18 protein-coding genes are annotated in these 23868 nt (G+C 72.8%); 4 read left to right on the top strand and 14 right to left on the bottom strand.

Annotation, left to right across the window (positions count from 1 at the left end):
- Nucleotides 1–3: 3 nt before the first annotated feature.
- The 7 genes from EYQ95_RS15265 to gap form a co-directional block, all read right to left on the bottom strand.
- Nucleotides 4–1080, bottom strand: coding sequence for an efflux RND transporter periplasmic adaptor subunit (locus EYQ95_RS15265; RefSeq protein ID WP_132328077.1), 1077 nt, complete (start codon nucleotides 1078–1080; stop codon nucleotides 4–6).
- A gap of 206 nt (nucleotides 1081–1286) precedes the next feature.
- Complete coding sequence (locus EYQ95_RS15260; RefSeq protein ID WP_132328076.1) at nucleotides 1287–2291, bottom strand: class I fructose-bisphosphate aldolase; 1005 nt, start codon at nucleotides 2289–2291, stop codon at nucleotides 1287–1289.
- Between the two features lie 96 nt (nucleotides 2292–2387).
- On the bottom strand, nucleotides 2388–3854 hold the full coding sequence (gene pyk, locus EYQ95_RS15255) for a pyruvate kinase (RefSeq protein ID WP_132328075.1): 1467 nt from the start codon (nucleotides 3852–3854) through the stop codon (nucleotides 2388–2390).
- 69 nt (nucleotides 3855–3923) lie between these two features.
- On the bottom strand, nucleotides 3924–6116 hold the full coding sequence (locus tag EYQ95_RS15250) for a hypothetical protein (RefSeq protein ID WP_132328074.1): 2193 nt from the start codon (nucleotides 6114–6116) through the stop codon (nucleotides 3924–3926).
- On the bottom strand, nucleotides 6113–8149 hold the full coding sequence (locus EYQ95_RS15245; protein WP_132328073.1) for a DUF3857 domain-containing transglutaminase family protein: 2037 nt from the start codon (nucleotides 8147–8149) through the stop codon (nucleotides 6113–6115). The genes EYQ95_RS15250 and EYQ95_RS15245 overlap by 4 nt, the downstream gene beginning before the upstream one ends.
- Before the next feature lie 54 nt (nucleotides 8150–8203).
- The gene (locus EYQ95_RS15240; RefSeq protein ID WP_132328072.1) at nucleotides 8204–9376 is read right to left on the bottom strand and encodes a phosphoglycerate kinase; all 1173 of its coding nucleotides are present in this window, start codon (nucleotides 9374–9376) and stop codon (nucleotides 8204–8206) included.
- A 66-nt stretch (nucleotides 9377–9442) separates the two neighbouring features.
- Entirely contained in the window at nucleotides 9443–10447 is a 1005-nt protein-coding gene (gap, locus tag EYQ95_RS15235) for a type I glyceraldehyde-3-phosphate dehydrogenase (protein ID WP_132328071.1), read from the bottom strand.
- A 159-nt stretch (nucleotides 10448–10606) separates the two neighbouring features.
- On the opposite strand from gap, the gene EYQ95_RS15230 reads away from it, so the two are divergent.
- From EYQ95_RS15230 to EYQ95_RS15215, 4 genes are all read left to right on the top strand, one after another.
- Nucleotides 10607–11230 (top strand): OmpW family protein, encoded by a 624-nt coding sequence (locus EYQ95_RS15230; protein WP_132328070.1) that lies wholly within the window; start codon nucleotides 10607–10609, stop codon nucleotides 11228–11230.
- Between the two features lie 40 nt (nucleotides 11231–11270).
- Entirely contained in the window at nucleotides 11271–12083 is an 813-nt protein-coding gene (locus EYQ95_RS15225; RefSeq protein WP_132328069.1) for a S1/P1 nuclease, read from the top strand.
- A 66-nt stretch (nucleotides 12084–12149) separates the two neighbouring features.
- On the top strand, nucleotides 12150–13391 hold the full coding sequence (locus tag EYQ95_RS15220) for an HD-GYP domain-containing protein (RefSeq protein ID WP_132328068.1): 1242 nt from the start codon (nucleotides 12150–12152) through the stop codon (nucleotides 13389–13391).
- A complete protein-coding gene (locus tag EYQ95_RS15215; protein ID WP_165924748.1) occupies nucleotides 13388–14620 on the top strand; it encodes a bifunctional diguanylate cyclase/phosphodiesterase in 1233 nt (410 codons plus the stop codon). The genes EYQ95_RS15220 and EYQ95_RS15215 overlap by 4 nt, the downstream gene beginning before the upstream one ends.
- On the opposite strand, the gene tkt is transcribed toward EYQ95_RS15215, so the two are convergent.
- From tkt to EYQ95_RS15180, 7 genes are all read right to left on the bottom strand, one after another.
- Complete coding sequence (gene tkt / locus EYQ95_RS15210; RefSeq protein WP_132328067.1) at nucleotides 14621–16621, bottom strand: transketolase; 2001 nt, start codon at nucleotides 16619–16621, stop codon at nucleotides 14621–14623.
- Nucleotides 16622–16716: 95 nt separating this feature from the next.
- A complete protein-coding gene (locus EYQ95_RS15205) occupies nucleotides 16717–18048 on the bottom strand; it encodes a dicarboxylate/amino acid:cation symporter (RefSeq protein ID WP_132328066.1) in 1332 nt (443 codons plus the stop codon).
- A 55-nt stretch (nucleotides 18049–18103) separates the two neighbouring features.
- The gene (locus tag EYQ95_RS15200; protein WP_132328065.1) at nucleotides 18104–19720 is read right to left on the bottom strand and encodes a BatD family protein; all 1617 of its coding nucleotides are present in this window, start codon (nucleotides 19718–19720) and stop codon (nucleotides 18104–18106) included.
- Complete coding sequence (locus EYQ95_RS15195) at nucleotides 19717–21393, bottom strand: tetratricopeptide repeat protein (RefSeq protein ID WP_132328064.1); 1677 nt, start codon at nucleotides 21391–21393, stop codon at nucleotides 19717–19719. Before EYQ95_RS15195 ends, EYQ95_RS15200 begins: the two co-directional genes overlap by 4 nt.
- Complete coding sequence (locus EYQ95_RS15190; protein ID WP_132328063.1) at nucleotides 21390–22391, bottom strand: VWA domain-containing protein; 1002 nt, start codon at nucleotides 22389–22391, stop codon at nucleotides 21390–21392. Before EYQ95_RS15190 ends, EYQ95_RS15195 begins: the two co-directional genes overlap by 4 nt.
- Entirely contained in the window at nucleotides 22388–22831 is a 444-nt protein-coding gene (locus tag EYQ95_RS15185) for a DUF4381 family protein (RefSeq protein WP_370451261.1), read from the bottom strand. The genes EYQ95_RS15190 and EYQ95_RS15185 overlap by 4 nt, the downstream gene beginning before the upstream one ends.
- Nucleotides 22831–23781: a DUF58 domain-containing protein gene (locus EYQ95_RS15180; RefSeq protein WP_165924751.1), complete on the bottom strand. Its 951-nt coding sequence runs from the start codon at nucleotides 23779–23781 to the stop codon at nucleotides 22831–22833. Before EYQ95_RS15180 ends, EYQ95_RS15185 begins: the two co-directional genes overlap by 1 nt.
- Nucleotides 23782–23868: the final 87 nt, after the last annotated feature.

Genomic DNA, 23868 nt, shown 5'->3' with positions numbered 1-23868 from the left:
GGCTCAGGCGCCCTTCGCGGCCGGGGTGCCGGCGTTCGCGCCGCCTTCCTGGATCTTCTGCCCCGGCCGCAGCTTGCCCACGCCGTCCACCACGATGCGATCGCCCGCCTTCACGCCCTCGAGCACTTCCACCTGCCCGCCCGCGCGCGTGCCGAGCTTGACGTCGGCGCGCTCGGCCTTGCCATCGGCCGTGACGCGGTACACGTAGGAATCGCTGCCGGCCTGCACCACCGCGATCTCCGGCACCAGCAGCGCCTGCCACTCGGGCCGGCGCACGCGCACCTGCAGCAGCATGCCGGGCTTGAGCAGGCGCTCGGGGTTGGCGAACTCGCCGCGCACGGTGACCGCGCGCGTGGCCGGGTCGATGCGCGCGTCCACCGTCGCCACCGTGCCCTCGAACGTGCGGCCCGGGTAGGCCGCGGCGGTGGCCTCGACGGCCTGCCCGGCACCGATCTGCGCCAGCTGCGTCTCGGGCATGGGGAAGTCGACGTGGACACGCGAGACGTCGTCCAGCGTGGTGATGACCGTGCCCGGCGAGACCAGCGAACCCGGGCTGACCTGGCGCAGGCCGAGCACGCCGGCGAAGGGCGCGCGGACCACGCGGTCGGCGATCTGCGCGCGCACCTGCGCCACGCGGGCGCGGGCGGCGTCGCGCGTGGCGCGCTGGGCGTCGAGCTGCGAGCGGGCGATGAGCTGCTGCGCGGCGAGTTCGGACTGGCGCCGGTAGAGCCGGTCGGCCTCGTTCGCGGCGGCCACGGCCTCGTTGAGCGCGGCGCGCTCGGCCTGGCCGGTCAGCGTGACCAGCGGCGCACCGGCGCGCACGCTCTGCCCGCTGTCGAAATGCACCGCCTCGACCTTCTCGCTCACCGCGGCGGTGACGGTGACCGATTCGCGCGCGCGGACCGTGCCCAGCGCCTGCAACGTGTCGGCGAAGGGCTGCATGCGCAGCACCTGGGTGGACACCACCGCCGGGCGGTCGCCACCGCCGCCGGGGCCCTGCGCGGGGCCGGCTTCCTTGCGGTTGCAGGCGACGAGCACCAGGCTGAGAAGGCAGGCAGCGACGAGGCCTCGACGTGGCATGGGCAGGCGCGATGCGGAAGGATCCGCGATTCTAGCCAGCCGGCATGACAGGGCCTGTATCGATGGTCCCGCGCGGGTCCCCCGGCCTGGACCTCAGCGTTGCATCGGCGTGGTCAACCGGGCGCATCCCTGCGCGCACCGCACGGGGGCGACAAACGAAAACGCCGGCACTCTGCCGGCGTCTTCGCGTCACGGGAGGCGGTCGATCAGCCTTCCCACTGCCCCAGGGCCGCCAGGCCGTTGTCACGCGCACGCGCGAACACCGTTTCCTGCGCCTTTCCGTAGTTGCCCTGCATGTCCTGCGCCCAGAGCTTGAGCGCGGCCTGCTGCATGGCACGGCCGTAGGAGAACGACAGCGGCCACGGGTGCGGGCCGGCCTTGTTCATCGCGTCCAGGTGCGCGGTGGCGTCCTCGTCGGACTGGCCGCCCGAGAGGAACACGATGCCCGGCAGCGTGGCCGGCACGGTGGACTTCAGGCAGCGCAGCGTGGCCGCGGCCACTTCCTCGCGCGAGGCCTTCTCGGCGCTCTCGGTGCCGTGGATCACCATCGAGGCCTTCAGGATCGTGCCCTCGAGCATCACGTTGAACTCGTAGAGCGAGCCGAACAGCGAGCGCAGCACGACTTCCGTCACCTCGTAGCAGGTGTCGATGTCGTGCGCGCCGTCCATGATCACTTCCGGCTCGACCATCGGCACCAGGCCCTGCTCCTGGCAGAGGGCGGCATAGCGGGCCAGCGCGTGGCTGTTGGCCTCGATGGCGGTGCCGGTGGGGATGTCCTCGCCGATGTTGATCACCGCGCGCCACTTCGCGAAGCGGGCGCCGAGCTTGTAGTACTCCTCCAGGCGCGCGCGCAGGCCGTCGAGGCCTTCGGTGACGACCTCGCCCGGGAAGCCGGCCAGCGGCTGCGGGCCCTTGTCGACCTTGATGCCGGGGATGATGCCGTTGGCCGTCATCAGGTCGGCGAAGCGCGTACCGTCCCGGGTGCCCTGGCGCAGCGTCTCGTCGAACAGGATCGCGCCCGAGATGTACTGGGAGAGATTCGGCGTGGTGAGCAGCAGCTCGCGGTAGGCGCGACGGTTCTCTTCGGTATTCTCGATGCCCACGCCGGCGAAGCGCTTGGCGATCGTGTTCGTCGACTCGTCGATCGCGATGATGCCCTTGCCCGGGGCGACCATCGCCCGGGCGGTCTCGGCAAGCTGTTCGATGCTCATTCGGAATCCATGCGCGCAGGGAGGGGGCCGGCATTATACCGGCCGCCCTGCATACGATTTCAGCCGCCGGTTCGGATCTTTTCCGGGTCGCCGGGGCTAGAGCTCGCCCAGCCCCTCGGCCTGGCCGCCCGGCCCGATCTGCAGGAGCCGCAGGGTGTTGGTCGCGCCGTGCTGCTGCATGATCTCGCCACTGGTGAAGATGATGCGGTCGCCCTCCTCGAGCAGGCCGCGGTCGAACAGCATCTTCGCCGCGGCCCGCGCCGCCACGCCCGCCGTCATGCCCGTGCTTTCGAAGGGCAGCGCGGTGACGTCGCGCATGAGCGCCATGCGCCGCCGCGCGGCCTCGTCGCCGGAGAGCGCGATGATCTGCGCCGGGGCGCGGAAACGCGACAGGAAGCGCGGCGTGCCGCCGGATTCGGTGATCGCCACGATCGCGCGCACGCCGATGTGCTCGGATAGGAACATGGCCGCCATCGCGATCGCCTGGTCGGCGCGGTCGAGGTTGCGCGGCGCCGCCTCGAAGTCGGTGTCGTGTGCGAACTGCCGCTCGGCGCCCAGGCAGATGCGCGCCATCGCCTGCACCGCCTTCACCGGGTACCGGCCCGCGGCCGTTTCCTGCGAGAGCATCACCGCGTCGGTTCCGTCGATGACGGAATTGGCGACGTCCAGCACCTCGGCACGCGTCGGGATCGGGCTGTCGACCATCGACTGCAGCATCTGCGTGGCGGTGATCACGATGCGGTTGCAGTCCAGCGCCTTGCGGATGATCTTCTTCTGCAGGCCCGGCAGTTCGGCGTCGCCGATCTCCACGCCCAGGTCGCCGCGCGCCACCATCACCACGTCGCTGGCCTCGACGATCTCGGTCAGGTTCTCGATCGCCTCGGCGCGCTCGATCTTCGCCACCAGCGCGGCATTGCTGCCGGCCTCGCGCGCGATGCGGCGGGCGTCGTGCATGTCCTGCGCGTTGCGGCAAAAGGAAACGGCGATGAAGTCGACGCCGATCTTCGCGGCCACATGGATGATCTCCTCGTCCCTGGGCGTCAGCGCGCCCAGCGACAGCCCGCCGCCCTGCTTGTTCAGGCCCTTGCGGTTGGAGAGCACGCCGTCGTTGAGCACCGTGCTGACGATGCGCTCGCCCTCCACCCGATCGACCTGCAGCTGCATCATGCCGTCGTCGAGCAGCAGGACGTCGCCGGCCTCCACGTCGCCCGGCAGGCCCAAGTAGCTCACGCCGACCTCGTGCTCGCTGCCGGCCGGCGCGTCCTCGCGCGCGACCAGGTCGAAGCGGTCGCCGGCCTTGAGCTGCACGCGGTCGTTCTCGAACTTCTCGATGCGGATCTTCGGGCCGGGCAGGTCCGCGAGGATGCCGACCTCGCGCCCCACCCGCTGCGCCGCCGCGCGCAGTGCCTCGGCACGCGCCACCTGTGCGGACGGATCGCCGTGCGAGAAGTTCAGGCGGACGCAGTCCACGCCCGCCTTGAGCAGCTCGTCGAGCACGCCCGGCGCGTCGGTGGCCGGGCCGAGGGTGGCGAGGATCTTGGTGCGACGCGTGGCGTGGCTCATGCAGCAACGGCTCCCTGGAAGGCCCCGAACGCTAGCACGGGCCACGCGGCGCGCGCGTGGCATTCGATTTCAGTCCGCGGCCGCCCGCTCGATGTAGCGGCCGCCGCGCGCATACAGCGCACGCCGCGCCTCCATCGCCTTGCGCATGGCCGCATAGGCCTCGCCCCTGGGCAGCTGCGACAACGCGAGCGACTGCAGCCGCACCGCCTCCGCATGGTTGCCGGCGGCCGCTTCGCAGGCGGCGACCGTGTCGACGTGGCCCGGGGCCAGCTGCGCGGGCGCGCCCATGCGGCGCGCGGCCTCCAGGCCGGCCTTGGGGTCGCGCACGTCCGCATGGGGCGAAACGCAGCGCACCCAGGCGACGTTGTTGAGCGCGTTGTCGATCTTGGCCGCGGCCGCGCCGGCGAGCAGATCGAGGCCCCGCCGGCGCCCGGCGGCGTCGGGCGCATTGGCGGCCAGCCACAGGCCGTAGTCGTTGGCCGCTTCCTGGTCGCCGGCGGCGACCGCCGCCTCGAACAGGCGCTGGCCGCCCGCGACGTCCCCCGGGATGCGGCCTGAAAGCAGCAGGCCGGCAAGCAGCACCCGCGACTGGGCATCCTCGGCCTCCTCCAGCAGCCGGCGCGCGCGCACCGCGTCGTGGGCGACGCCCTCGCCATCGACCAGCATCAGCGCAAGCCGCCGGCGCGCCTCGGGCACCTCGGCATGCAACTGCTCGTAGATCTCCAGCGCCTCGCGCGGGCCCTGTTCGATGCCCGCCGGCGCGTCGGCATAGAGGCCGGCGAGCATGAGGATGGCATCGACGTCGGCCTCGGCCACCTTGCCCAGCAGCCAGTCACGCGCGAGCACGGGCTTGCCCCGGGTCATGGCCTCGTAGGCCAGGCCGCGCACGGCCAGGGCATCGCCGCCCAGGGCGGCCTCGCCCAGCTGGCGCAGCGCTTCGGCGTCCTTGGGCTCGGCCTGCAGGCGGGAGACGGCCCGGATGCGCAGTGCCTCGGCGTGGCCGGCGGCGGCGGCGCGCTCGGTCCAGCGCACGGCTTCGGCCTCCTGTCCGCGTCGGCTGGCCAGCAGGGCCAGCAGCGCGTAGCCGCGCCCCGCGGCATTGTGCGCGGGCTCGGCCAGCCAGGCCTCGTCCCCGGGGCGCAGGCTCGCACCGCCGGCCTCGACGGCGTCGTTCACCCGCATGGCGCGCACGGCGACCGAGCCGGATGCCTCGGCCCGGTCGAGCGCCTGGACCAGCCAGTCCGGTCGTTCAACCTCGTGCAGGTCGAGGATGCTCGCGAAGTACGCGAGCGCCATGCCCCGGGGCCAGGCGCGGTCGGCGGATTCGACCAGGCGGCGCGCGGCCTGCGGGTCGCGGGCGACGTCCACGCCGACGAGGTAGGCCTGGGCCAGCTGCAGCCTGGGCAGGGCATGGCCGGCCTCGGCCAGTGGCAGCAGCGCGTCGACCAGCCCCTCGCTGCAGCCGGCAAAGGGCATGCGCCGGCACACCTCGATCCAGGCCTGCAGCGACAGCACGCCGCCGCGCCCGGCCGCCGCCTTCAGCCGGTCGCGGCGGGTCTGCGGCTCGGATTCCAGCATGGCCTGGCGCCCGGCCAGCAGGTCGACCGCGGCCACGTCGCCATCGCGTGCCCAGGCCTCCAGGAAGTCGTTCGCCACGATGTGGCGGTCCATGAGCAGGCCCTGGAAGCGGTCCTGGCTGGAGAGGCGCGCGAGCGTATCGACCCAGTCGAAGGCCAGGTGGCGCTCGCTGCCGCCCTCGCCCACGGCGGCCACGTTCAACGGCAGCCCGCCCGCAGGCCAGATCTGGCCGTAGTAGGCATAGCGGCGCTCCAGGCCCGCGAGCTGCAGGAAGGCGTCGACGTCCTCCGGGCGCACGACGCGGATGGGCGCACCCCAGATGCCATCGACGCCGGCACGGGTGGCATGGCGTACCAGCGAAGCCAGCGCCGTCGACGCATCGTCGGCCGCGGCCGCGTCGCCCAGCGCCTCGGCGCAGAGCAGGCGGGCATGCTGCAGCGCCAGGCTCACCGGCACGGTGCGCACGGCGGAGGCCAGCAGGTCGCCATGCTCGCGGCAGGCGGCGGCGTCGACCGCGTCGCCGGCGTAGTCCACCTTCGAGAGCGCGGTATAGGCGTCGTTGGCGTCGCTGTAGGACGTGGTCTCGAAAAAGCCGCGCCAGGCGCCGGCGGCGTCGAAGGAGGCGCGGGCCTGGGGGGCGATCAGCGCCACGGCGACCGACGCGGCAAGGAGCAGGGTCTTCATGGGCTCTTTTCCTCCAGGACATCGCGCAGCAGCGACTTCAGTCGCGTTTCGCGCTCGCTGCGCCCGATCGAGGCGGGCCGCGCATAGCTCAGGCGCGTGCCCAGCGCGTCGCGCGTGGCGCGCAGGGCCTGGATGTGGGCGCCGGCATCGGCCGGATCCAGCTCGCGGCGGCCGGCCTCGTACTCGTGGCGCATGCGTGCCAGCGAGCCGTCGATCTCGAGCGTGCGCTCGAAGCGGAACGCCTTCGAGCTGTGCGACATGCGCTCGGCGGCGAAATGGGGGCTCCAGTCGTCGGGCACCGTCACTTCGGTGACGTGCACGTAGCGCCCCAGATACGGAACGCGCAGGGGGCCGGGATGGTCGACCGCCGAGGGCAGCGCGGTCGGCTCGTCGAGCGCTTCGGCATGCAGGTCGATGCGGCCGTCGCCGCCGGCCTTCTCGAAGGCGCGCGGCAGGCGGTAGGCCTCGACCACCTTGAACGTGCCCTCCTCGCGCCCGTCGATGCGTTCGGGCAGCCGCACGCTGGCGACCTCGCCGTAGCGCTTGCGGTAGTAGCTCTCGTAACGCCGCGCCAGGTCCTCGGGCCGTTCGCTGCCGATGTCGCGGCGCGCGCGGTCGGCCGCCCAGCCGCGGTAGAGCGTGGTGATCTCGAGGTCCGCGCCGACGCCGTCGGCATGCGCGCGGATGCGTTCGAGCACCTCGACGCCGGTCGTGGCCGCGGGCGGGGCAGGAATCGCGGCAAGCGCGCGCGTTCCGGGCTCGAGCACGAGCGCATGGCCCAGGTCGGAAAGATCGAGCGAGGCCGGATCGCCGCCCTGCTGCGAGATGGTCGGGTCCACCCAGACATCGCGCCCGTCCACGCGCGCGCGGACGATGACATGGTCGAAGACGTCGCCTGCCGGCACGTAGGACGCGATGCGGGCCCCGTCCTCCACGGACACCAGCGCGGGAGCGGCGGCGACGCCGAGGCGGTCGAGCAGCGTCACCAGCAGGTAGGCCTTGTCCTTGCAGTCGCCGAAGCGGCGCGTCCAGGTCTCGGCGGGGGCATGCGGGCGGTGGGTGTTCTCGCCCATCTCGATGCCGAAGTAGCGTACCTCGTCCTGCACCGCACGCAGTGCGGCGCGGAGCTTCGCGGAAGCGTCCGGCAGCCGTCGCCACTGGGCCAGCCGCGCTTCCAGGTCCGCCGGCAGTTCGCCCGTCACGCGCGGATACATCGGCAGTGCCCAGGCCGCCACGTCGGCCCAGGCCTGGCGGCGCCCGACGTGCACCGCCTGTCGCGGCGTGTAGCCGCGCGGATAATCGCCATGGTCGACCGTGGCCGGCAGGCGCATGGCGGCGAACTCGACCTCCACGCCTGCCGGCGTCACGCGCACCTCCGGACGGGGCGCGCCCAGCCAGGGCCGCAGTTCCAGCGCGGTGCCCGCGTCGTAGAGCACGCGGGTGCGGGTTTCGAGCGTCGGGCTGCCGAAGCCGCCGCGCATCCACGTGGTGCGCTGGCCGGCCAGCATCGGGTTGGCGCCGCGGATCGAATACGAGATGCGCACGACGTCGCCCACCCGCACGTCGTCGATCAGCAGCAGCGCGGTGACGGCGCCATCGGCGAGGTCCTGGTCGAAGCCCTGTTCCCGGCGGGCCAGCGAGACCCGCGCCGGGTCGAGGCGGCTGCTCCAGCGGCCATCGCGGCGGACTTCGACGTGGTGCAGCGTCAGGGCCTGCGAATCGGGCAGGAAACCGATCTCGAAGCGCCCGGCTTCGCCCAGCAGCGACGCCGCGCGCGGCTCGAAGACGTAGTCGACGAACTCGTGCTCGGCCCCGCCACGGCGGTCGACCTGGTAGTCGTAGAGCCAGAAACGCCAGCGCGGGTCACTTGCGCCCGGCGGCTGCGCCGGCCACGTGGCCTCGATGCTTTCGAGCTTCGCGAACGCGGGCACCGGGCCCGTCTCGAAGCGGTAGTCCCCGCGAGTGAACTCTTCGGCGCGCAGCTGCGCGCATGCCGCCAGCGCTACCAGCGCCAGCCATCCCGCCCCGAACATGGATTCCCCCTCCGGCACGGCGCCGGAAGGGGGTTATCCACAACGCGGACCGGATCAGCCCCGCGCGCGCAAGGCCGCCACCGCCGGCAGCTCCTTGCCCTCGAGGAACTCGAGGAACGCGCCGCCGCCGGTGGAGATGTAGCCGACGCGGTCTGCGATGCCGTACTTGTCGACCGCCGCCAGCGTGTCGCCGCCGCCCGCGATGGAGAACGCCTGGCTCGCGGCGATCGCCTGCGCCAGCGCCTCGGTGCCCTTGCCGAAGGCATCGAACTCGAACACGCCGACCGGGCCGTTCCACACCACGGTGCCGGCGCTGCCGACCAGGCCCGCGTACTGCGCGGCCGTGCGCGGGCCGATGTCGAGGATCATGTCGTCCTCGCCCACCGCGTCCACGGGCTTCACCGTGGCCGGCGCGTCGGCCCTGAACTCCGGCGCCACCACCACGTCCACCGGCAGCGGGATCTCCGCGCCGCGTGCGCGGGCCTGTTCGATGATCTGCCTGGCGGTATCGACCAGGTCATGCTCGACCAGCGACTTGCCGACGCCATGGCCCATCGCCGCGATGAAGGTATTGGCGATGCCGCCGCCGACGATCAGCTGGTCCACGCGCGTGACGAGGTTGCCCAGCAGCTCGAGCTTCGTGCTCACCTTGCTGCCGGCGACGATCGCCAGCAGCGGGCGCTTGGGATGCTCCAGCGCCTTGGCCAGCGCGTCGAGCTCGGCCATCAGCAGCGGGCCGCCGCAGGCGACCTTCGCATGGCGGATGACGCCGTGCGTGGACGCCTGCGCACGGTGCGCGGTGCCGAAGGCATCCATGACGAAGACGTCGCAAAGGTCGGCATAGGCACGGGCCAGCGCCTCGTCGTCCTTGCCCTCGCCCACGTTCATGCGGCAGTTCTCGAGCATCACGATCTGGCCGGGCCGCACGTCGATGCCGCCGACCCAGTCGCGCACCAGCGGCACGTCCGTGCCCAGCAGTTCCGCGAGGCGCCGCGCCACCGGCGCCAGTGAATCGTCCTCGCTGAACACGCCTTCCTTCGGTCGCCCCAGGTGCGACATCACCATCACCGCCGCACCCTTCTCCAGCGCCATGCGCAGCGTGGGCAGCGCGGCCTGGATGCGCTGCTCGGAGGTGATGCGCCCATCCTTGATGGGCACGTTGAGATCCTCGCGGATCAGCACGCGCTTGCCGGCGAGGTCGAGGTCGGACATGCGGAGGATGGACATGGAATCTCCTTGGATGCGGGAACGAAAAAGCCCCGCACGCGCGGGGCTTTTCGACGGTGCGATGTATTACTTCGACGCGACCACGCGCGCCATCTCCAGGCACTTGTTGGAGTAGCCCCACTCGTTGTCGTACCAGGCCACCAGCTTCACGAAGGTCGGGTCGAGCGCGATGCCCGCCTCGGCGTCGAAGATCGAGGTACGCGGATCGGTGCGGAAGTCCGTGGCCACGACCTTGTCCTCGGTGTAGCCCAGCACGCCCTTGAGCGCACCTTCGGACTGCGCGCGCATCTCCGCGCAGATCTCGTCGTACGTGGCCGGCCTTTCCAGCTCGACGGTCAGGTCGACCACCGACACGTCGGAAGTCGGCACGCGGAAGGCCATGCCGGTGAGCTTCTTGTTGAGCTCGGGAATGACCACGCCCACGGCCTTCGCCGCACCGGTGCTCGACGGGATGATGTTCTCGAGGATGCCGCGGCCGCCGCGCCAGTCCTTGTTGCTCGGCCCGTCCACCGTCTTCTGCGTGGCGGTCGCCGCGTGCACCGTGGTCATGAGGCCACGCTTGATGCCCCACTTGTCGTTCAGCACCTTGGCCACGGGCGCCAGGCAGTTGGTGGTGCACGAAGCGTTGGAGATGATGCCTTCGCCGGCGTACTTCTGGTGGTTGACGCCGAACACGAACATCGGCGTGTCGTCCTTCGACGGCGCCGACATGATCACCTTCCTCGCACCCGCGTCGATGTGCTTCTGCGCGGTTTCCTTGGTCAGGAACAGGCCGGTCGATTCGATGACGACGTCGGCATCCACCTCGTCCCACCTGAGGTTGGCCGGGTCGCGCTCCTGGGTGAGGCGGATGCGCTGGCCGTTGACGAGGAGTGCGCCATCCTCGATCGCCACGTCCCCGTCGAAGCGCCCGTGCACCGAGTCGTAGCGGAGCATGTAGGCCAGGTACTCCGGTTCGAGCAGATCGTTGATGGCCACGATCCGGATGTCGTCGCCGAAGTTCTGCACGGCCGAGCGAAGCACGTTGCGGCCGATGCGGCCGAAGCCGTTGATGCCTACCTTGATCGTCATGTGGGAGCTCCTGCGAGGGTGTCCGGCGCACCGGAAAGTGGCGCGCATTCTAGCAGCGCCGTCATGCCACGGCCCGAAGCGGCCGGATTTGACCCGGATCAAACGCGCGTTTGGACGGCGACGCGAGACTGTCGCCACTCCAACCAAGGGATCGTTCCCATGAAGCTGCAACTCGGTCGTTCCGTCCTGGCCCTCGCCCTCGCTGCCGCCTCGCTGCCCGCGCTCGCGCAGTCCCGGGGCGACTACACGCTGGGCATCGGCGCGCACCAGGTGAACCCGAAGTCCGGCAACGGCGCGCTGGCCGGCGGCAGCCTGCCCCTCGACATCGGCTCCAGCGTCCGCCCGACCTTCACGGGCGAGTACTTCATCGCCGACAACCTCGGCATCGAGCTGCTCGCCGCGCTTCCCTTCCACCACGACATCGACGTCGAGGGCGTGGGCAAGGTCGGCAGCACCAAGCACCTGCCGCCGACGGTTTCGCTGCAGTACCACTTCAACGCGGGCGGCAAGGTGTCGCCGCTGCTGGGCGTGGGCCTGAACTACACGACGTTCTTCAAGGAGCGCACCACCGGCGCGCTGGCCGGCACCAGCCTGGAACTCGACGATTCCTGGGGCGCGGCCGTGCATGCCGGCGTGGACTTCAAGCTCGGCGAGCGCGGCGCCATCCGCGTGGATGCGCGCTGGATGGACATCGACACCGACGTGAGCGTCAACGGCACGATGCTCGGCACCGCCGAGATCGACCCGCTGGCCTACGGCGTGGCCTACGTCCGCGCCTTCTGACACGGGGCGGCCGGGCGTACGCTGGCGTACGATTGCGGCCATGACACGCCGCCTGCTCGCCGCCAGCCTCCTGATCTGCCTGGCGTCCCCGGCCTTCGCCTGGGGACGCCTCGGCCATCGCCTCGTCGCCGACCTCGCCTCCGACGCGCTCGGCCCGGCTGCACGGCAGGAGGTGGACCGCCTGCTCGCAGGCGAGAAGGAGCCCACGCTGGCGGGTATCGCCTCCTGGGCCGACGAGCTGCGCGGCAGCGACCCGGTGCTCGGCAGGCGCAGCGCGCCCTGGCACTACGTCGGCATCCATTCGGAGGATTGCGAGTACGACGCGGCGACCGACTGCGCCGGCGGCGACTGCGTGGTGGGCGCGATCGAGGCGCAGACGGCGATCCTCGCCGACCGCTCGCAGCCCGTGGAAGCGCGCCGCGACGCGCTGAAGTTCGTCGTGCATTTCATCGGCGACATCCACCAGCCCCTGCATGCCAACAACCGCGACGACAAGGGCGGCAACGTGGTGCAGGTGCGCCTGCCGACGAAGTCCGGCGGCGACCGGGGCACGAACCTGCACAGCGCCTGGGACAGCGGGATCATCGAACTGCGCGACCTGGACGAGGCGGGCTATCTGGCGCACCTGCGCGCCCTTCCGCTCGCCCTGCCCGCGCAGGGCCCGGCGCTGCCGCCGGCTGCGGCGGAATGGGCGGGGCAGTCGTGCCGGATCACGCAGCGTCCGGGGCTTTACCCGCCGGGTACCCGGCTGGACGCGGCGTACGTATCGGCCTGGACGCCACTGATCGATGAACAGCTGCGCCGCGCGGGCGCGCATCTGGGACGCGTGCTCGACGCGGCGCTGACGCGCTGAGCGCCACGGGCAAGGTAGGCTTAGGCTAGGCGGGCGCTGCGCGGCGGCGTCGCGCGCGAGGGACTGATGGCGATCGAAGAACGCGAAATCGGGGCCGACCAGGTGGCGATCGGCATGTTCGTGTGCCGGCTCGACCGCCCGTGGACCGATACGCCGTTCCCCCTGCAGGGGTTTCTCGTCACCGACGTCGAGCAGCTGCGGACACTGCGGGAGTACTGCAGCCGCGTGTGGATCGACGTGGAGCTCACGCGCACCGATGCACGGCTCACGCTGGCGCGGCTCGAGCGCCTGGCACCGCGCCCTGCCGCCCCGGCCCGGCCGCACCTGCAGGTTCCCGGCGCGGGCCAGGTTCGCTACACCGACACCGCCACCACCGAGGAGGAGCGCCCGGCGGCGGCAGCGGCGATCGACGAAGCCCGGCGCATCGGCGCGCGCATCCTCGACGACGTGCGCGCCGGGCGCGGCCTGGTCCCCGAGGACGCGCGGCTGGCCGCCGAGCCGATCGTCGCCAGCGTGCTGCGAAACGCCGACGCGCTGTTCTGGGTGAATGCCCTGCGCGCGCACGATGCCTATTCCTACAGCCACGCGATCAACTGCAGCGCGCTGGCCGCCGCCTTCGGCCGCCACCTCGGCCTGCCGCGCGAGATGCTGGTGCGCCTGGCCTGCGGCGCGCTGCTGTTCGACATCGGCAAGACCCGCGTCCCGGTGGACATCCTCGACAAGCCCGGCCCGCTCAACCCGCTGGAGATGGCGCGTGCGCGCCGCCACGTCGAGCTGGGCCTGCAGATCCTGGACGAGGGCGGCGAACGCGATCCGATCGTGCGGGAGATGATGGCCGGCCACCACGAGCGCTTCGATGGAAGCGGCTATCCGCAACGGCTGCGCGACCCGGCCATCCCCGTGTATGCGCGGATCGCCGGCATCGTCGACAGTTTCGACGCCATGACCAGCGACCGCCCGCACGCGCGCGCGATGCAGCGCTACGACGCACTGCAGGAGCTTTACCGCGGCCGCGACACGCTCTACCACGGCGAGCTGGTCGAGCAGTTCATCAGCTGCCTGGGCGTTTACCCGACCGGCTCGCTGGTGGAGCTCAACACGGGCGAGGTGGCCGTGGTGCTGGCACAGAACCCCAGCCGCCGCCTGCGCCCGCGCATCATGCTGCTGACCGATGCGGACAAGCGCCTGCGCGAGGGCTTCTCCAGCGTGGACCTGATGGACCAGCCGCTGGATACGCCTGCGCTGGAGATCCGCCGCCCGGTGGCGCCCGACGAATACGGCATCGACCTGACCGAGCTCTACCTGTGAACCGCACCGAGATCACCACCCGCCTCGCCGCGCGCCTCGACGCCGGCGACGACGGCGTTCTCGCGGTGATGCTGGTGCGCCTGCAGCGCCTGCAGGAATTCCGCCTCGTGCACGGTTACGAGGCCAGCGACGCCATCGGCGCGGCGGCCGGCGCCCGCCTGCGCACCGTGCTGCGTCCGGTGGACGAGCTCGTGCAGGTGGCCGAGAACGAGTTCGTGGCGCTGCTGCCGCGGCTGCGCGACGGCGAGCACGCCATGCTGGCCGCCGCACGCGTGGCGCGCGCCTTCGAGGACACGCTGTCGGTGGGTGCGCACTCGGTCATGGCGCCGGTGGCGGTGGGCGTGAGCCTGTACCCGGCGCATGGCCTCGAGCCCGACACGCTGCTGCGGCGGGCCGAACTCGCGCTGCGCGACGCCAAACGCACCACCGACCGCTGCGCGCTGTTCGTGCCGGGCACCGAGCGCGTGGCCGTCCCGTACGAGCGCCTGCACGAGGCGCTGCGCAACAACGAGCTCGAAGCGCACTTCGAGCCCATCCTCGACCTGCAGCGCAACGCGATCGCGGGCTACGAATCGCTGGCGCGGTGGACGGCCCCGGGCCTGGGCCCGGTGCGCCCCGACGTGTTCATCCGGCTGGCCGAGGATACCGGCCTGATCGCCGAACTCACGCGCTGGAGCCTCAATGCCTCGCTGCGGCACGTGGCGCATGCGCGGGCCGCGGGCACGCCGCTTCGCATCTCCATCAACATCTCGCCGCGCGTGTTCGGCCAGCGCGACATCGTGGCGCAGGTGACCAGCGCCCTCGGCGTCTGGGAAGTGCCGGCGCAGGACGTCACGCTGGAAGTGACCGAGAGCGCGCTGATGGAGGACCCGGTCGCCAGCCTGAAGCTGCTGCACCGGCTGCGCGAGGCGGGCCTCGGGATCGCCATCGACGACTTCGGCGCGGGCTACTCGTCGCTGGCCTACCTGAAGCAGTTCCCGGCCACCGAGTTCAAGATCGACCGCGGCTTCGTCACCGACATGCGCAGCGATGCGCGCTCGGGGCGCGTGGTGCGTTCGATCATCGACCTGGGCCACCACCTGGAGCTGGGCGTGGTGGCCGAAGGCGTGGAGGACGGCGAGACGCTCGACCTGCTGCGCGCGCTGGGCTGCGACCGCGCACAGGGCTACTTCATCGGGCATGCGCAGCCGGCCGCCGCGGTGGTCGGCCGGCTGCGCACGGGTGCCTGATCAGCGCAGCGAACGCGCCGCCTCGACCACGCGCTCGACGGTGAAGCCGAAGTACGGGAACAGCTTCGCGGCCGGCGCGCTGGCGCCGAAGCCGTCCATGCCGATGATCGCCCCGTCCAGGCCCACGTACTTGTACCAGTAGTCGCGCGTGGCGGCCTCGATGGCCACGCGGCGGCGCACGCCCGAGGGCAGCACCGACTCGCGGTAGGCCGCGTCCTGGCGGTCGAAGACGTCGGTGGAGGGCATCGACACCACGCGCACGTTGCAGCCGTCCGCGGCCAGCACGTCGGCGGCCTGCATCGCCAGGCCGACTTCCGAACCGGTGGCGATGAGGATCAGCTCGGGCATGCCCTCGCTGTCGCGCAGGACGTAGCCGCCACGCGCGATGTCGGCCAGCTGCTGCTCGCTGCGCCGCTGGTGCGGCAGGTTCTGGCGCGAGAACACCAGGCAGGCCGGGCCGTCGTTGCGCGTGATCGCCGCCTTCCAGGCCACGGCCGACTCCACCGCGTCGCAGGGACGCCAAACGTCGTTGTCGGGGATGTACCGCAGGCTGGCGAGGTGCTCGACCGGCTGGTGCGTCGGGCCGTCCTCGCCCAGGCCGATGGAGTCGTGGGTATAGACGTGGATGACGTGCGCGCCCATCAGTGCCGACATGCGCACGGCATTGCGCGCGTAGTCGGAGAACACCAGGAACGTGGCGTCGTACGGAATGAAGCCGCCGTGCAGCTCCAGGCCGTTGCAGATCGCGCTCATCGCGAACTCGCGCACGCCGAAGTAGATGTAGTTGGCGTTCGGATCATCCGAGGCCACCGACTTCGAACCCTTCCACAGCGTGAGGTTGGAATGCGCGAGATCGGCCGAGCCGCCGATCAGCTCCGGCAGCAGCGGCGCGAAGGCCTCGATGGCCATCTGCGAGGCCTTGCGCGAGGCCACCACCGGGCCCTCGGCCTGCAGCTTGGCGATGTAGGCATCGGCCTGCTCGACGAAGTCCGCCGGCAGCTCGCCGCGCATGCGGCGCGAGAACTCGGCGGCCTCGGCCGGGAAGCGCGCGGCATAGGCCTGGAACAGGCGCTCCCATTCGGACTCGCGCAGTGCGCCAGCGTCGTTGGCGCGCCAGGCGTGCGCGATGGCCGCGGGGATCTCGAAGTCGCCGCCGGTCCAGCCCAGCTGCGCGCGGGTCGCCGCGATCTCGTCCTTGCCCAGCGGCGCGCCGTGGCTGGACTCCTTGCCGGCCTTGGCGGGCGAACCATAGCCGATGGTCGTGCGGCAGCAGATCAGCGTCGGGCGGTCGCTGCTGCGCAGCGCCTGCTCGATCGCACGTCGGATCGACTCCGCATCGTGCCCGTCGACCGCGCGGATCACGTTCCAGCCGTAGGCCTCGAAGCGCGCGGGCGTGTCGTCGGTGAACCAGCCATCGGTATTGCCGTCGATCGAGATCTTGTTGTCGTCCCAGAACGCGACCAGCTTGCCCAGGCCCCAGGTGCCCGCGAGCGAGGCGGCCTCGTGCGAGATGCCTTCCATCAGGCAGCCGTCGCCCAGGAACACCCAGGTGCGGTGGTCGACGATGTCGAAGCCGTCGCGGTTGAAGCGCTGCGCCAGCAGCTTCTCGGCGAGCGCGAGGCCCACGGCGTTGGCGAAGCCCTGCCCGAGCGGGCCGGTGGTGGTCTCCACGCCCGGGGTCATGAAGTTCTCGGGATGGCCCGGGGTCTTGCTCTCGAGCTGGCGGAAGGCCTTGAGGTCGTCCAGCGAGAGGTCGTAACCGGACAGGTGCAGCAGCGCGTACTGCAGCATCGACCCGTGGCCGTTGGAGAGGATGAAGCGGTCGCGGTCGAGCCAGCCGGGGTTGTTCGGGTTGTGCTTGAGGAAGTCGTTCCACAGCACTTCGGCGATGTCGGCCATGCCCATCGGCATGCCCGGATGACCGGAATTGGCCGCCTGGACGGCGTCCATGGCGAGGATGCGGATGGCGTTGGCGAGGTCGCGACGGGTCGGCGTGGTCATCGGGCGTGGGGATCCGGGGTCACCGGAGCGGGCGGCGGGAGCCCGCTATTGTCCCATCCCTCGCAGGCCAGCGTCGCCCCGCCCCGGTCGCCGCCTCAGGCCGACGCGGGCAGCGGCGCGGGCTCGGGCGCCTCGCCGCGCGAGACGACCGTTGCCGCAACGAGGTCGCCGGTGACGTTCAGGGTGGTTCGGCACATGTCGAGGAAGCGGTCGACGCCCAGGATCAGGCCGATGCCCATGGGGTCGATGCCGACCATCGCGCAGATCAGCGCCACCACCGGCAGGCTGCCGGCCGGCACGCCGGCGGTGCCGATGCCGCCGAGGATGCAGACGAACATCACGGTGGCCTGCTGGGCCAGGCTCAGCTCGACGCCGAAGAACTGCGCGAGGAACAGCACGGTCACGCCCTCGAACAGCGCCGTGCCGTTCTGGTTGGCCGTGGCGCCGACGGTGAGCACGAAGCGCGAGATGCGCGGCGGCAGCTGCAGCTTGTCCTCGGCCACGCGCAGCGCGGTGGGCAGCGTGGCGTTGGACGAGGCCGTCGAGAAGGCCATCAGCATGGCCTCCTGCGAATTGCGGAAGAAGCGCAGCGGCGAATAGCCGCCGAGCAGCTTCAGCGCCAGCGGATACGTCACGAACATGTGCAGCGAAAGCGCCAGCACCACGACGCCGACGAAGGCGCCCAGCCGCGCCAGCAGGTCCCAGCCGAACAGCGCGGCCAGGTTGAACATGAAGCAGAACACGGCGTAGGGCGCCAGGCGGATCACCAGCCCGATCAGCCGCATGGATACGTCGAACAGGCCCTCGATGCCGCGCTTGAGCGACTCGGCCGCCGGCGTGCGCGTCAGCACCAGGCCGATGCCGAGGAACAGCGCGAAGAACATCACCGCGAGGATGGTGTTGTCGGCCGCGGCGCGGATCACGTTGTCGGGGATGATCCCCAGCAGCATGTCGATGCCGGTGGGCGAGCTGGTGCTGGTGCCGACGATGGCGCTCGCGCGCTCGCTGCCTTCGGCGAGCATGCGCGCGGCCACGTCGCGGTCCATGCCGGCGCCGGGCTTGAGCCAGTTCACCAGCACCAGGCCGATCAGCACGGCGATGCCCGAAACGATCACGGTGTAGGCGAGCGTCTTCCAGCCCACGCGGCCGAGCGCGCGCACGTCGCCCATTTCCGCCACGCCCACCACCAGCGCCGAGAACAGCAGCGGCAGCACGAGCATGAAGATGAGCTTGAGGAAGAGCGTGCCCGCGGGCTGGGTGACGTACCGGGTGAGCGTCTGCACCCAGGCGGCGTCGGGGCCGGAGACGTAGTGGGCGACGAGCCCGAGCAGCAGGCCGGCAACGAAGCCGATCAGCATCTTCCAGTGCAGGGGCAGGCCGGCGCGCGGCGTACGGGTGGCGGGAGCGGTGCGCGCGGCGTCCGACATGAGGCGTTGTCCCCGAAAACGAGCGCAGAGGGTAGCAAACGCCCGCCGGCCGGCCTCAGCCGCGCGGATACAGCGGAGGCAACGGTTCGGGCGGCGGCGCTGCGGGCGCCCGCCAGCGCGGCCCGCGCGCGAAGGCATCGCGCAGGAGCACCCGGGCGCGCTGTGCATCGCCACCGCCCCAGCGTGCGGCCCGCAGTGCGAGCACGGCCTGGCGCTGCGCGGTGTCGTCGAGCAGGGCGGCGATGGCCTCCAGTTCCCCGCCGGCAGGTACGAGCGCGCGCAGGGCGGCCTCGATGTCGCCCAGGTCGCCGAGGGCGAGCGCGCGCGACAAGGGCAACGCATCGGCCGCGGGGGACGGGGACGCATCCGCTGCCGCGGCCGCCGGCGCAGGCCGGCGACGCACGAGCCCCCAGCCCAGCAGCACGAGCGCGAGCGCCCCCAGGGCGGCGAGCAGCCACTGCGCACCCGACGCATTCGATGGCGGCGCCAGGCCCCCGGCCGCAGGCGCACCGCGGGCGGCCTCGGGCGCGGCGATGCCCGGTGCCACGTCCAGTTCGACCGGCGCCAGCCGCGTCACGCGCGCCCGGCCGGCGCGCACGTCCCACCACCCCAGTTGCGGGCCCTCCACGCGCAGCCGGCCCTCGCGCGCCGGCACGATCGAGAACCGCCGCGTCACCCGCACGCGCGGCCGTCCCGCCACCACGACCTCGTCCACCTGGGGCGCCTCGGCGAACACTTCGGCGCCCGCCGGCGCGGGCATCTCGAGTTCGGGCACCTGCGCCCGGCTGGCCCCGTCGGCCAGCAGCCGCACCACGAACGTGGCCGCCTCCCCCGCGCGCGCGGCCTGCGGGCGCTCGACGTATTCGAGCGTGGCGGCGTGCAGTGGCAGCCACGGCGCCGGCGCCCCGGCCGGGATGGAGCGCACCTGGAGCACCCGCGGGGCGGCGCGGGCGCGCAGCTCGACCTGGCCATCGCCGAACAGGCGCTCGAAGACGCCGCCGATGGCCCGCCCTTCGAAGCGCGCGGGCGGGATGGCGAGCTCGCCGCTGCGCTCCGGGATCAGCAGGTAGCGCCGCTCGATCACCTGGTAGCTGCGCCCGCCGATGTCGCGGCGGTACTGCACGTCGTCGCCGATGCGCTGCAGGCTCGCGCCGGGCGGCGCGTCCTGGTCCAGCCGTCCGGACACGAGTGCCGGCAGGGCGTAGAGGCGGACCGTCCAGCCCACCGACTGCTGGACGTAGGGATCCTGGTCGTCGGCCTCGCTCTCGATGAAGACATCACGCCCCCGCGACAGCGGCGCACGCGAGGCCACGGGCGCGGTGACCAGCAGCGACAGCGCCGCGGTGCGCCGGCTGCCGACGCGCAGCGGGGGAATGCGCAGCTGGCCGGTGGCGCGCGGGCGCAGGGCCACGGCGTACAGGCTGCGTGCCTGCATGCGGCCCTGCACCCAGTCGAACTGCTGGCGGCTGGCATGGCCACTGAGGTCGAAGTCCGCCAGCAGCGGCGCGTAATCGGGCGCCGCGTTGCCATCGGCTTCGATGTTGAGCGTGGCGGTCTCGCCCAGCTCGATGCGGTCGCGGTCCAGCCAGGCGCGCACCTGCGCATGGGCCGGTGCCGCCAGCAGGAGGCAGGCGAGCAGGACCACGCGCGCCAGGCGGTCGACGACGCTCACCCGGGGCCTCCCTCGCGGCGGCGCCGTTCGTACTCGAGGCGGAATTTCTCGCGCAGCAGGCTGCCGGGCTCGTCGGGAATCCGGCGCAGCGCGGCGTCGTTCGAGAGCTTGCGCTCGCGCTGGCGCGCGCTCTGCGGATCGCGCGCGGGCTGCCCCGCGCCCGCGGCCTGCTGCGAGCGCGAGCGTTGCAGGGCGTCCTGCATGCGCTGGCGCTGGGCGGCGTCCGCGCGGGCCTGCGCCCCGGGATCGGGCGCGGGCTTCGCGGGCCGGCCCTGCCCGCCCCGCGCGGCGCCCTCGCCTTCGTTGCGCGCGTTCCTCGAGGAGCGCTGGTCGCCGCGGTCGGATGCCCCGCCACGCCGCTGGCTGGACGGCTCGCCCTTGCCCACGCCCTGGCGCTGCATCGCCGCCATCACCGCCGCGCGGTTGGCGCGCGCGTCGGCCATGCGCGGATCCCGGCGCAGCGCCTCGTCGTAGGCGGCCACGGCGTCCTGCAGCCGGCCCGCGCGGGCGAGCGCGTTGCCGCGGTTGTAGTGCGAGGTCGCGTCGGTCCCGCGTGCGAACAGCTCCGCTGCCCGCGCGTAGTCGCTACGCCGGTAGGCCTCCACGCCACGCAGGAGATCGGCATGCGCCTGCTGGTCCGCGCGTCGCCAGATCTCCGCTGCGCGGCCCGGCAGCGGAGAGCCGAGCAGGACGACGACCAACACGGAGGCCATGGCGCGTGGCGCGCGCAGCCAGGCGAGCAGCACCAGCAGCATCAACGGCGGCAGCAGCCAGTAGCCCTGGTCCTGCGGCATCCGCGCGCCCTCGCCGTCGCCGTCGCCGCGCGCCGCGGACGCGCCGGGCGGGCGGAAGGCGGCGGCCTCGTCTTCTCCGAGACGGGCGTACCGGCCGCCGCCGGCGCGCGCGAGTGCGCGCAGCGACGGCTCGTCCAGCGCCACGCGGACCCGGGCACCGGTCAGCGTTCGCACCGCGGCGCCGCCGCTGGAGCCGATCCCCACCGCCGACACCGAGTACCCGGCCGCGCGCGCGGCCTCGGCGGCGCGCTGGGCGGCCGCGTCGGCATGGTCGGTGAGCAGCACGATGTGGCCGCGCGCATGGCCACCGCGGCGCATCAGCTCGCGCGACCACGCGATCGCGCGGTCGGCGGCCTGGCCGTCGACGGGCATGACGTCGGGCTGCAGGGCGTCGAGGTAGAGCCCGATGTTCGCCACGTCCTCGGTGAGCGGGGCCACGGTGAAGGCGTCGCCCGCGAAGACCACCAGCGCGAGCGGGCCGCCCGGATGCTGCTCGAGGCGACGCGCGAGGGCGGCGCGCATCCGCGCCAGGCGCGAGGGCGGCAGGTCCGCCGCCAGCGACGCACTGGAAAGATCGGCGGCGATCACCGTCGGCAGCCGCGACTGCCACAAGGGCTGCGTGGCCTCGCGCCAGCTCGGGCCCGCCAGTGCCAGCACCGCCAGCACCCAGGCCGCGCCCGCGGCGAGCCAGGGCCACGTGCGACCGGCACGGGGGCCGCCTGCCTGCTCCAGCAGGTGGGGCAGGAGGTGAGGATCGACCGCATCGCGCCACGCCCCGGCCGCATGCCCGGCGCGGCGTGCGAGCAGCACCAGCAGGGGCAACGCCAGCAGCAGCCACAGCCAGCCGGGGCGCAGGAACTCGGGCATCGCAAGGCTCATCGGCGCCACCCCGCCGCCAGCGCGCCCAGCAGCATGAGCGCCATGGCACCCGCCAGTGGCAGCCAGTAGCGCTCGATGCGCGGCCGCACCACGCGGCCTTCGCGGGCAACCGGCTCCAAGCGGTCGATCTCGGCATAGATGCCCGCGAGCTGCGCGGTGTCCTGCGCGCGGAAGAAGCGCCCGCCGGTGAGCGCGGCCACGTCGCGCAGCACCTTGGGGTCGGCCTGTTCGCCGGCCGGCATCGGCAGGCGCAGACCGAACAGCGAGATCGTGCCGTCGCCGCCGAAGGCGATGGTGTGGATGCGCACGCCCTCGTCGGCGGCGATGCGCGCGGCGCGCAGCGGGTCGAGCACCCCCGCGGTGTTGACGCCATCGGTCAGCAGCACGAGCACGCGCTCGCCGCCCTGCTGCGCGCGCAGGCGACGGGTCGCCAGGCCGATCGCATCGCCGATCGCCGTTTCCTGCCCCGCCAGCCCGACCACCGCGTCGGCAAGCTGCTCGCGCACGGTCTGCCGGTCGGCCGTGGGCGGCGTGAGCACGTGGGCCTGACGCCCGAACACGACCAAGCTCAGGCGGTCGCCGGCGCGACGGTCGATGAAGTCCGACAGCACCGCCTTGGCCGCGGTGAGGCGATCGACGACATCGCCGCCGAGTTCCATGTCCGGCTCGCTCATGCTCCCGGAAAGATCGAGCGCCAGCACCAGGTCCCGGCCCTGCGCGGGGGGCTGCACCGGCGGGCCCAGTTGCTGCGGCCTGGCCGCGGCCACGCAGAGCAGCGCCCAGGCCAGGGCCGCCAGCAGGCCCGGACGCCGCCGGCGCGGAGCCTGGTCCAGCCCGCCCGCCAGGCCGGCGATGCGCTCGGCGAAGGGCAGCCGCAGCGCCGCGCCCCCCGCCGGGGCGGGCGCCCGCCAGCGCGCGAGCAGCCACGGCAAGGGCAGCGCGAGCAGCCAGCCGGGCCAGGCGAACATCGCCAGGAAATCGGCGAAGGCCGCGCTCATCGCAGTCCGCCCAGCGAAGCGAAGCGTTCGCGCGCCAGGGCGAGCGCAGCCTCGGCGCGCGAGGGCTCGATGCTGGGGCGGAACGGGCCGTCCAGCAGCAGCCGGCCGTCGCCCCGGAGGAATGCGCCGTCGCCGGTGTCCAGGAAGGCCAGCCAGGCCTCGCCTTCGAGCCGGTCGGCATCGGCGCGCATGCTGCGCGCCGCACGACGCAGGAGTTCGGACGCGAGCGCCAGGCGCTGCGTAGGCTCCCCGATGCCGGCGAGCTGCGCGTCGAACCAGGTCCGGGCACGCGCGCGCCGGCGCGCGCCGCGACGCCCGCGGAGCAGCCACGCGCCCGCAACGAGCACGATGAGCCCGCCGAGCACCCACCAGCCCGGCGCGGGCGGCCACCAGGGCGGGGCCGGCGGAACGTGCACGTCGCGCAACAGGAGGGCCGGCATCAGGCCACCTGGGCGACGGCGCCCCGCAGCGGCGCCAGGCAGCGCTCGGTCGGCTCGTCGGTGGACAGCGCGATGGCACGCACGCCCCGCGTCGGCAGCTCCTGCAGCGCATGCCGCAGCGGGGCCGCGAAGGCCTCGAGCCAGCGCTGCCGAACGGCGGCTGCGTCCAGGGGCAACTCCACGCGCCCGGCCGGCGTCGCGAAGGGCAAGCGCATCCGCGGCGGCTCGAGCTCCAGCGGGTCGCAGGGGAGGATCAGCACGACTTCGTGGTGCCGCGCCAGCCCCACCCAGCGGTGGGCCGGCACCGCATCCAGGCTGGCGGCATCGGCCAGCACCACCAGGCGCGCACCCGGACGCAGCAGGCGCTGCGCATGTTCCAGCGCATCGGCCAGGCCTGCGTCGTCCTCGGGCCTTTGCGCATACCAGCGGCGGAGGGCATCGATGACGCGCAGCGCGCCACGCGGCCCGCCCGCAGGCGCGATCGGCGCCTCCCGCGGGGCACCGCGCAGCGCGGCGACCCGATCGCCGTCCGCCACCGCCGCCCAGGCCACCAGGGCGCCGGCACGCGCGGCCTGCACCGACTTGAAGCGCACCCGCGTGCCGAAATAGAGCGCCGGCGCGGTGTCGGCGACGATCAACGTCAGCCGTTCGCGCTCGGCATGGAAGACCTTGGTGTGCGGCCGGCCGGTGCGCGCGGTGAGGCGCCAGTCGACGTGGCGGGCATCGTCGCCCGCGGTGTATTCGCGCGATTCGGCGTACTCCATGCCACGCCCGCGCAAGGGCGACGGCGCCGTGCCGGCCCATGCCGTACGCACGCGGCCGGCCATGCGCGAACGCCCCGCCAGCGCACGCAGCGCGACGAGCTCCTCCAGCGCGGGCGTCACGCCGTCGCTCATCGACCGGCCCCCGCATCCCGGGAGCCAAGGCGATGCCAACGCACGCCGCGCCATGGCGATGCCGAGACGCACGCACCGGCGCGTCCGGCGCCAAGCCACGGTCGCGGCGCCCGCGTCGGAAGTTCCGGTGCACGACAGGCG

Source organism: Lysobacter sp. N42 (assembly GCF_004344885.1).
This window is presented reverse-complemented; position numbering and strand designations above follow the sequence as displayed.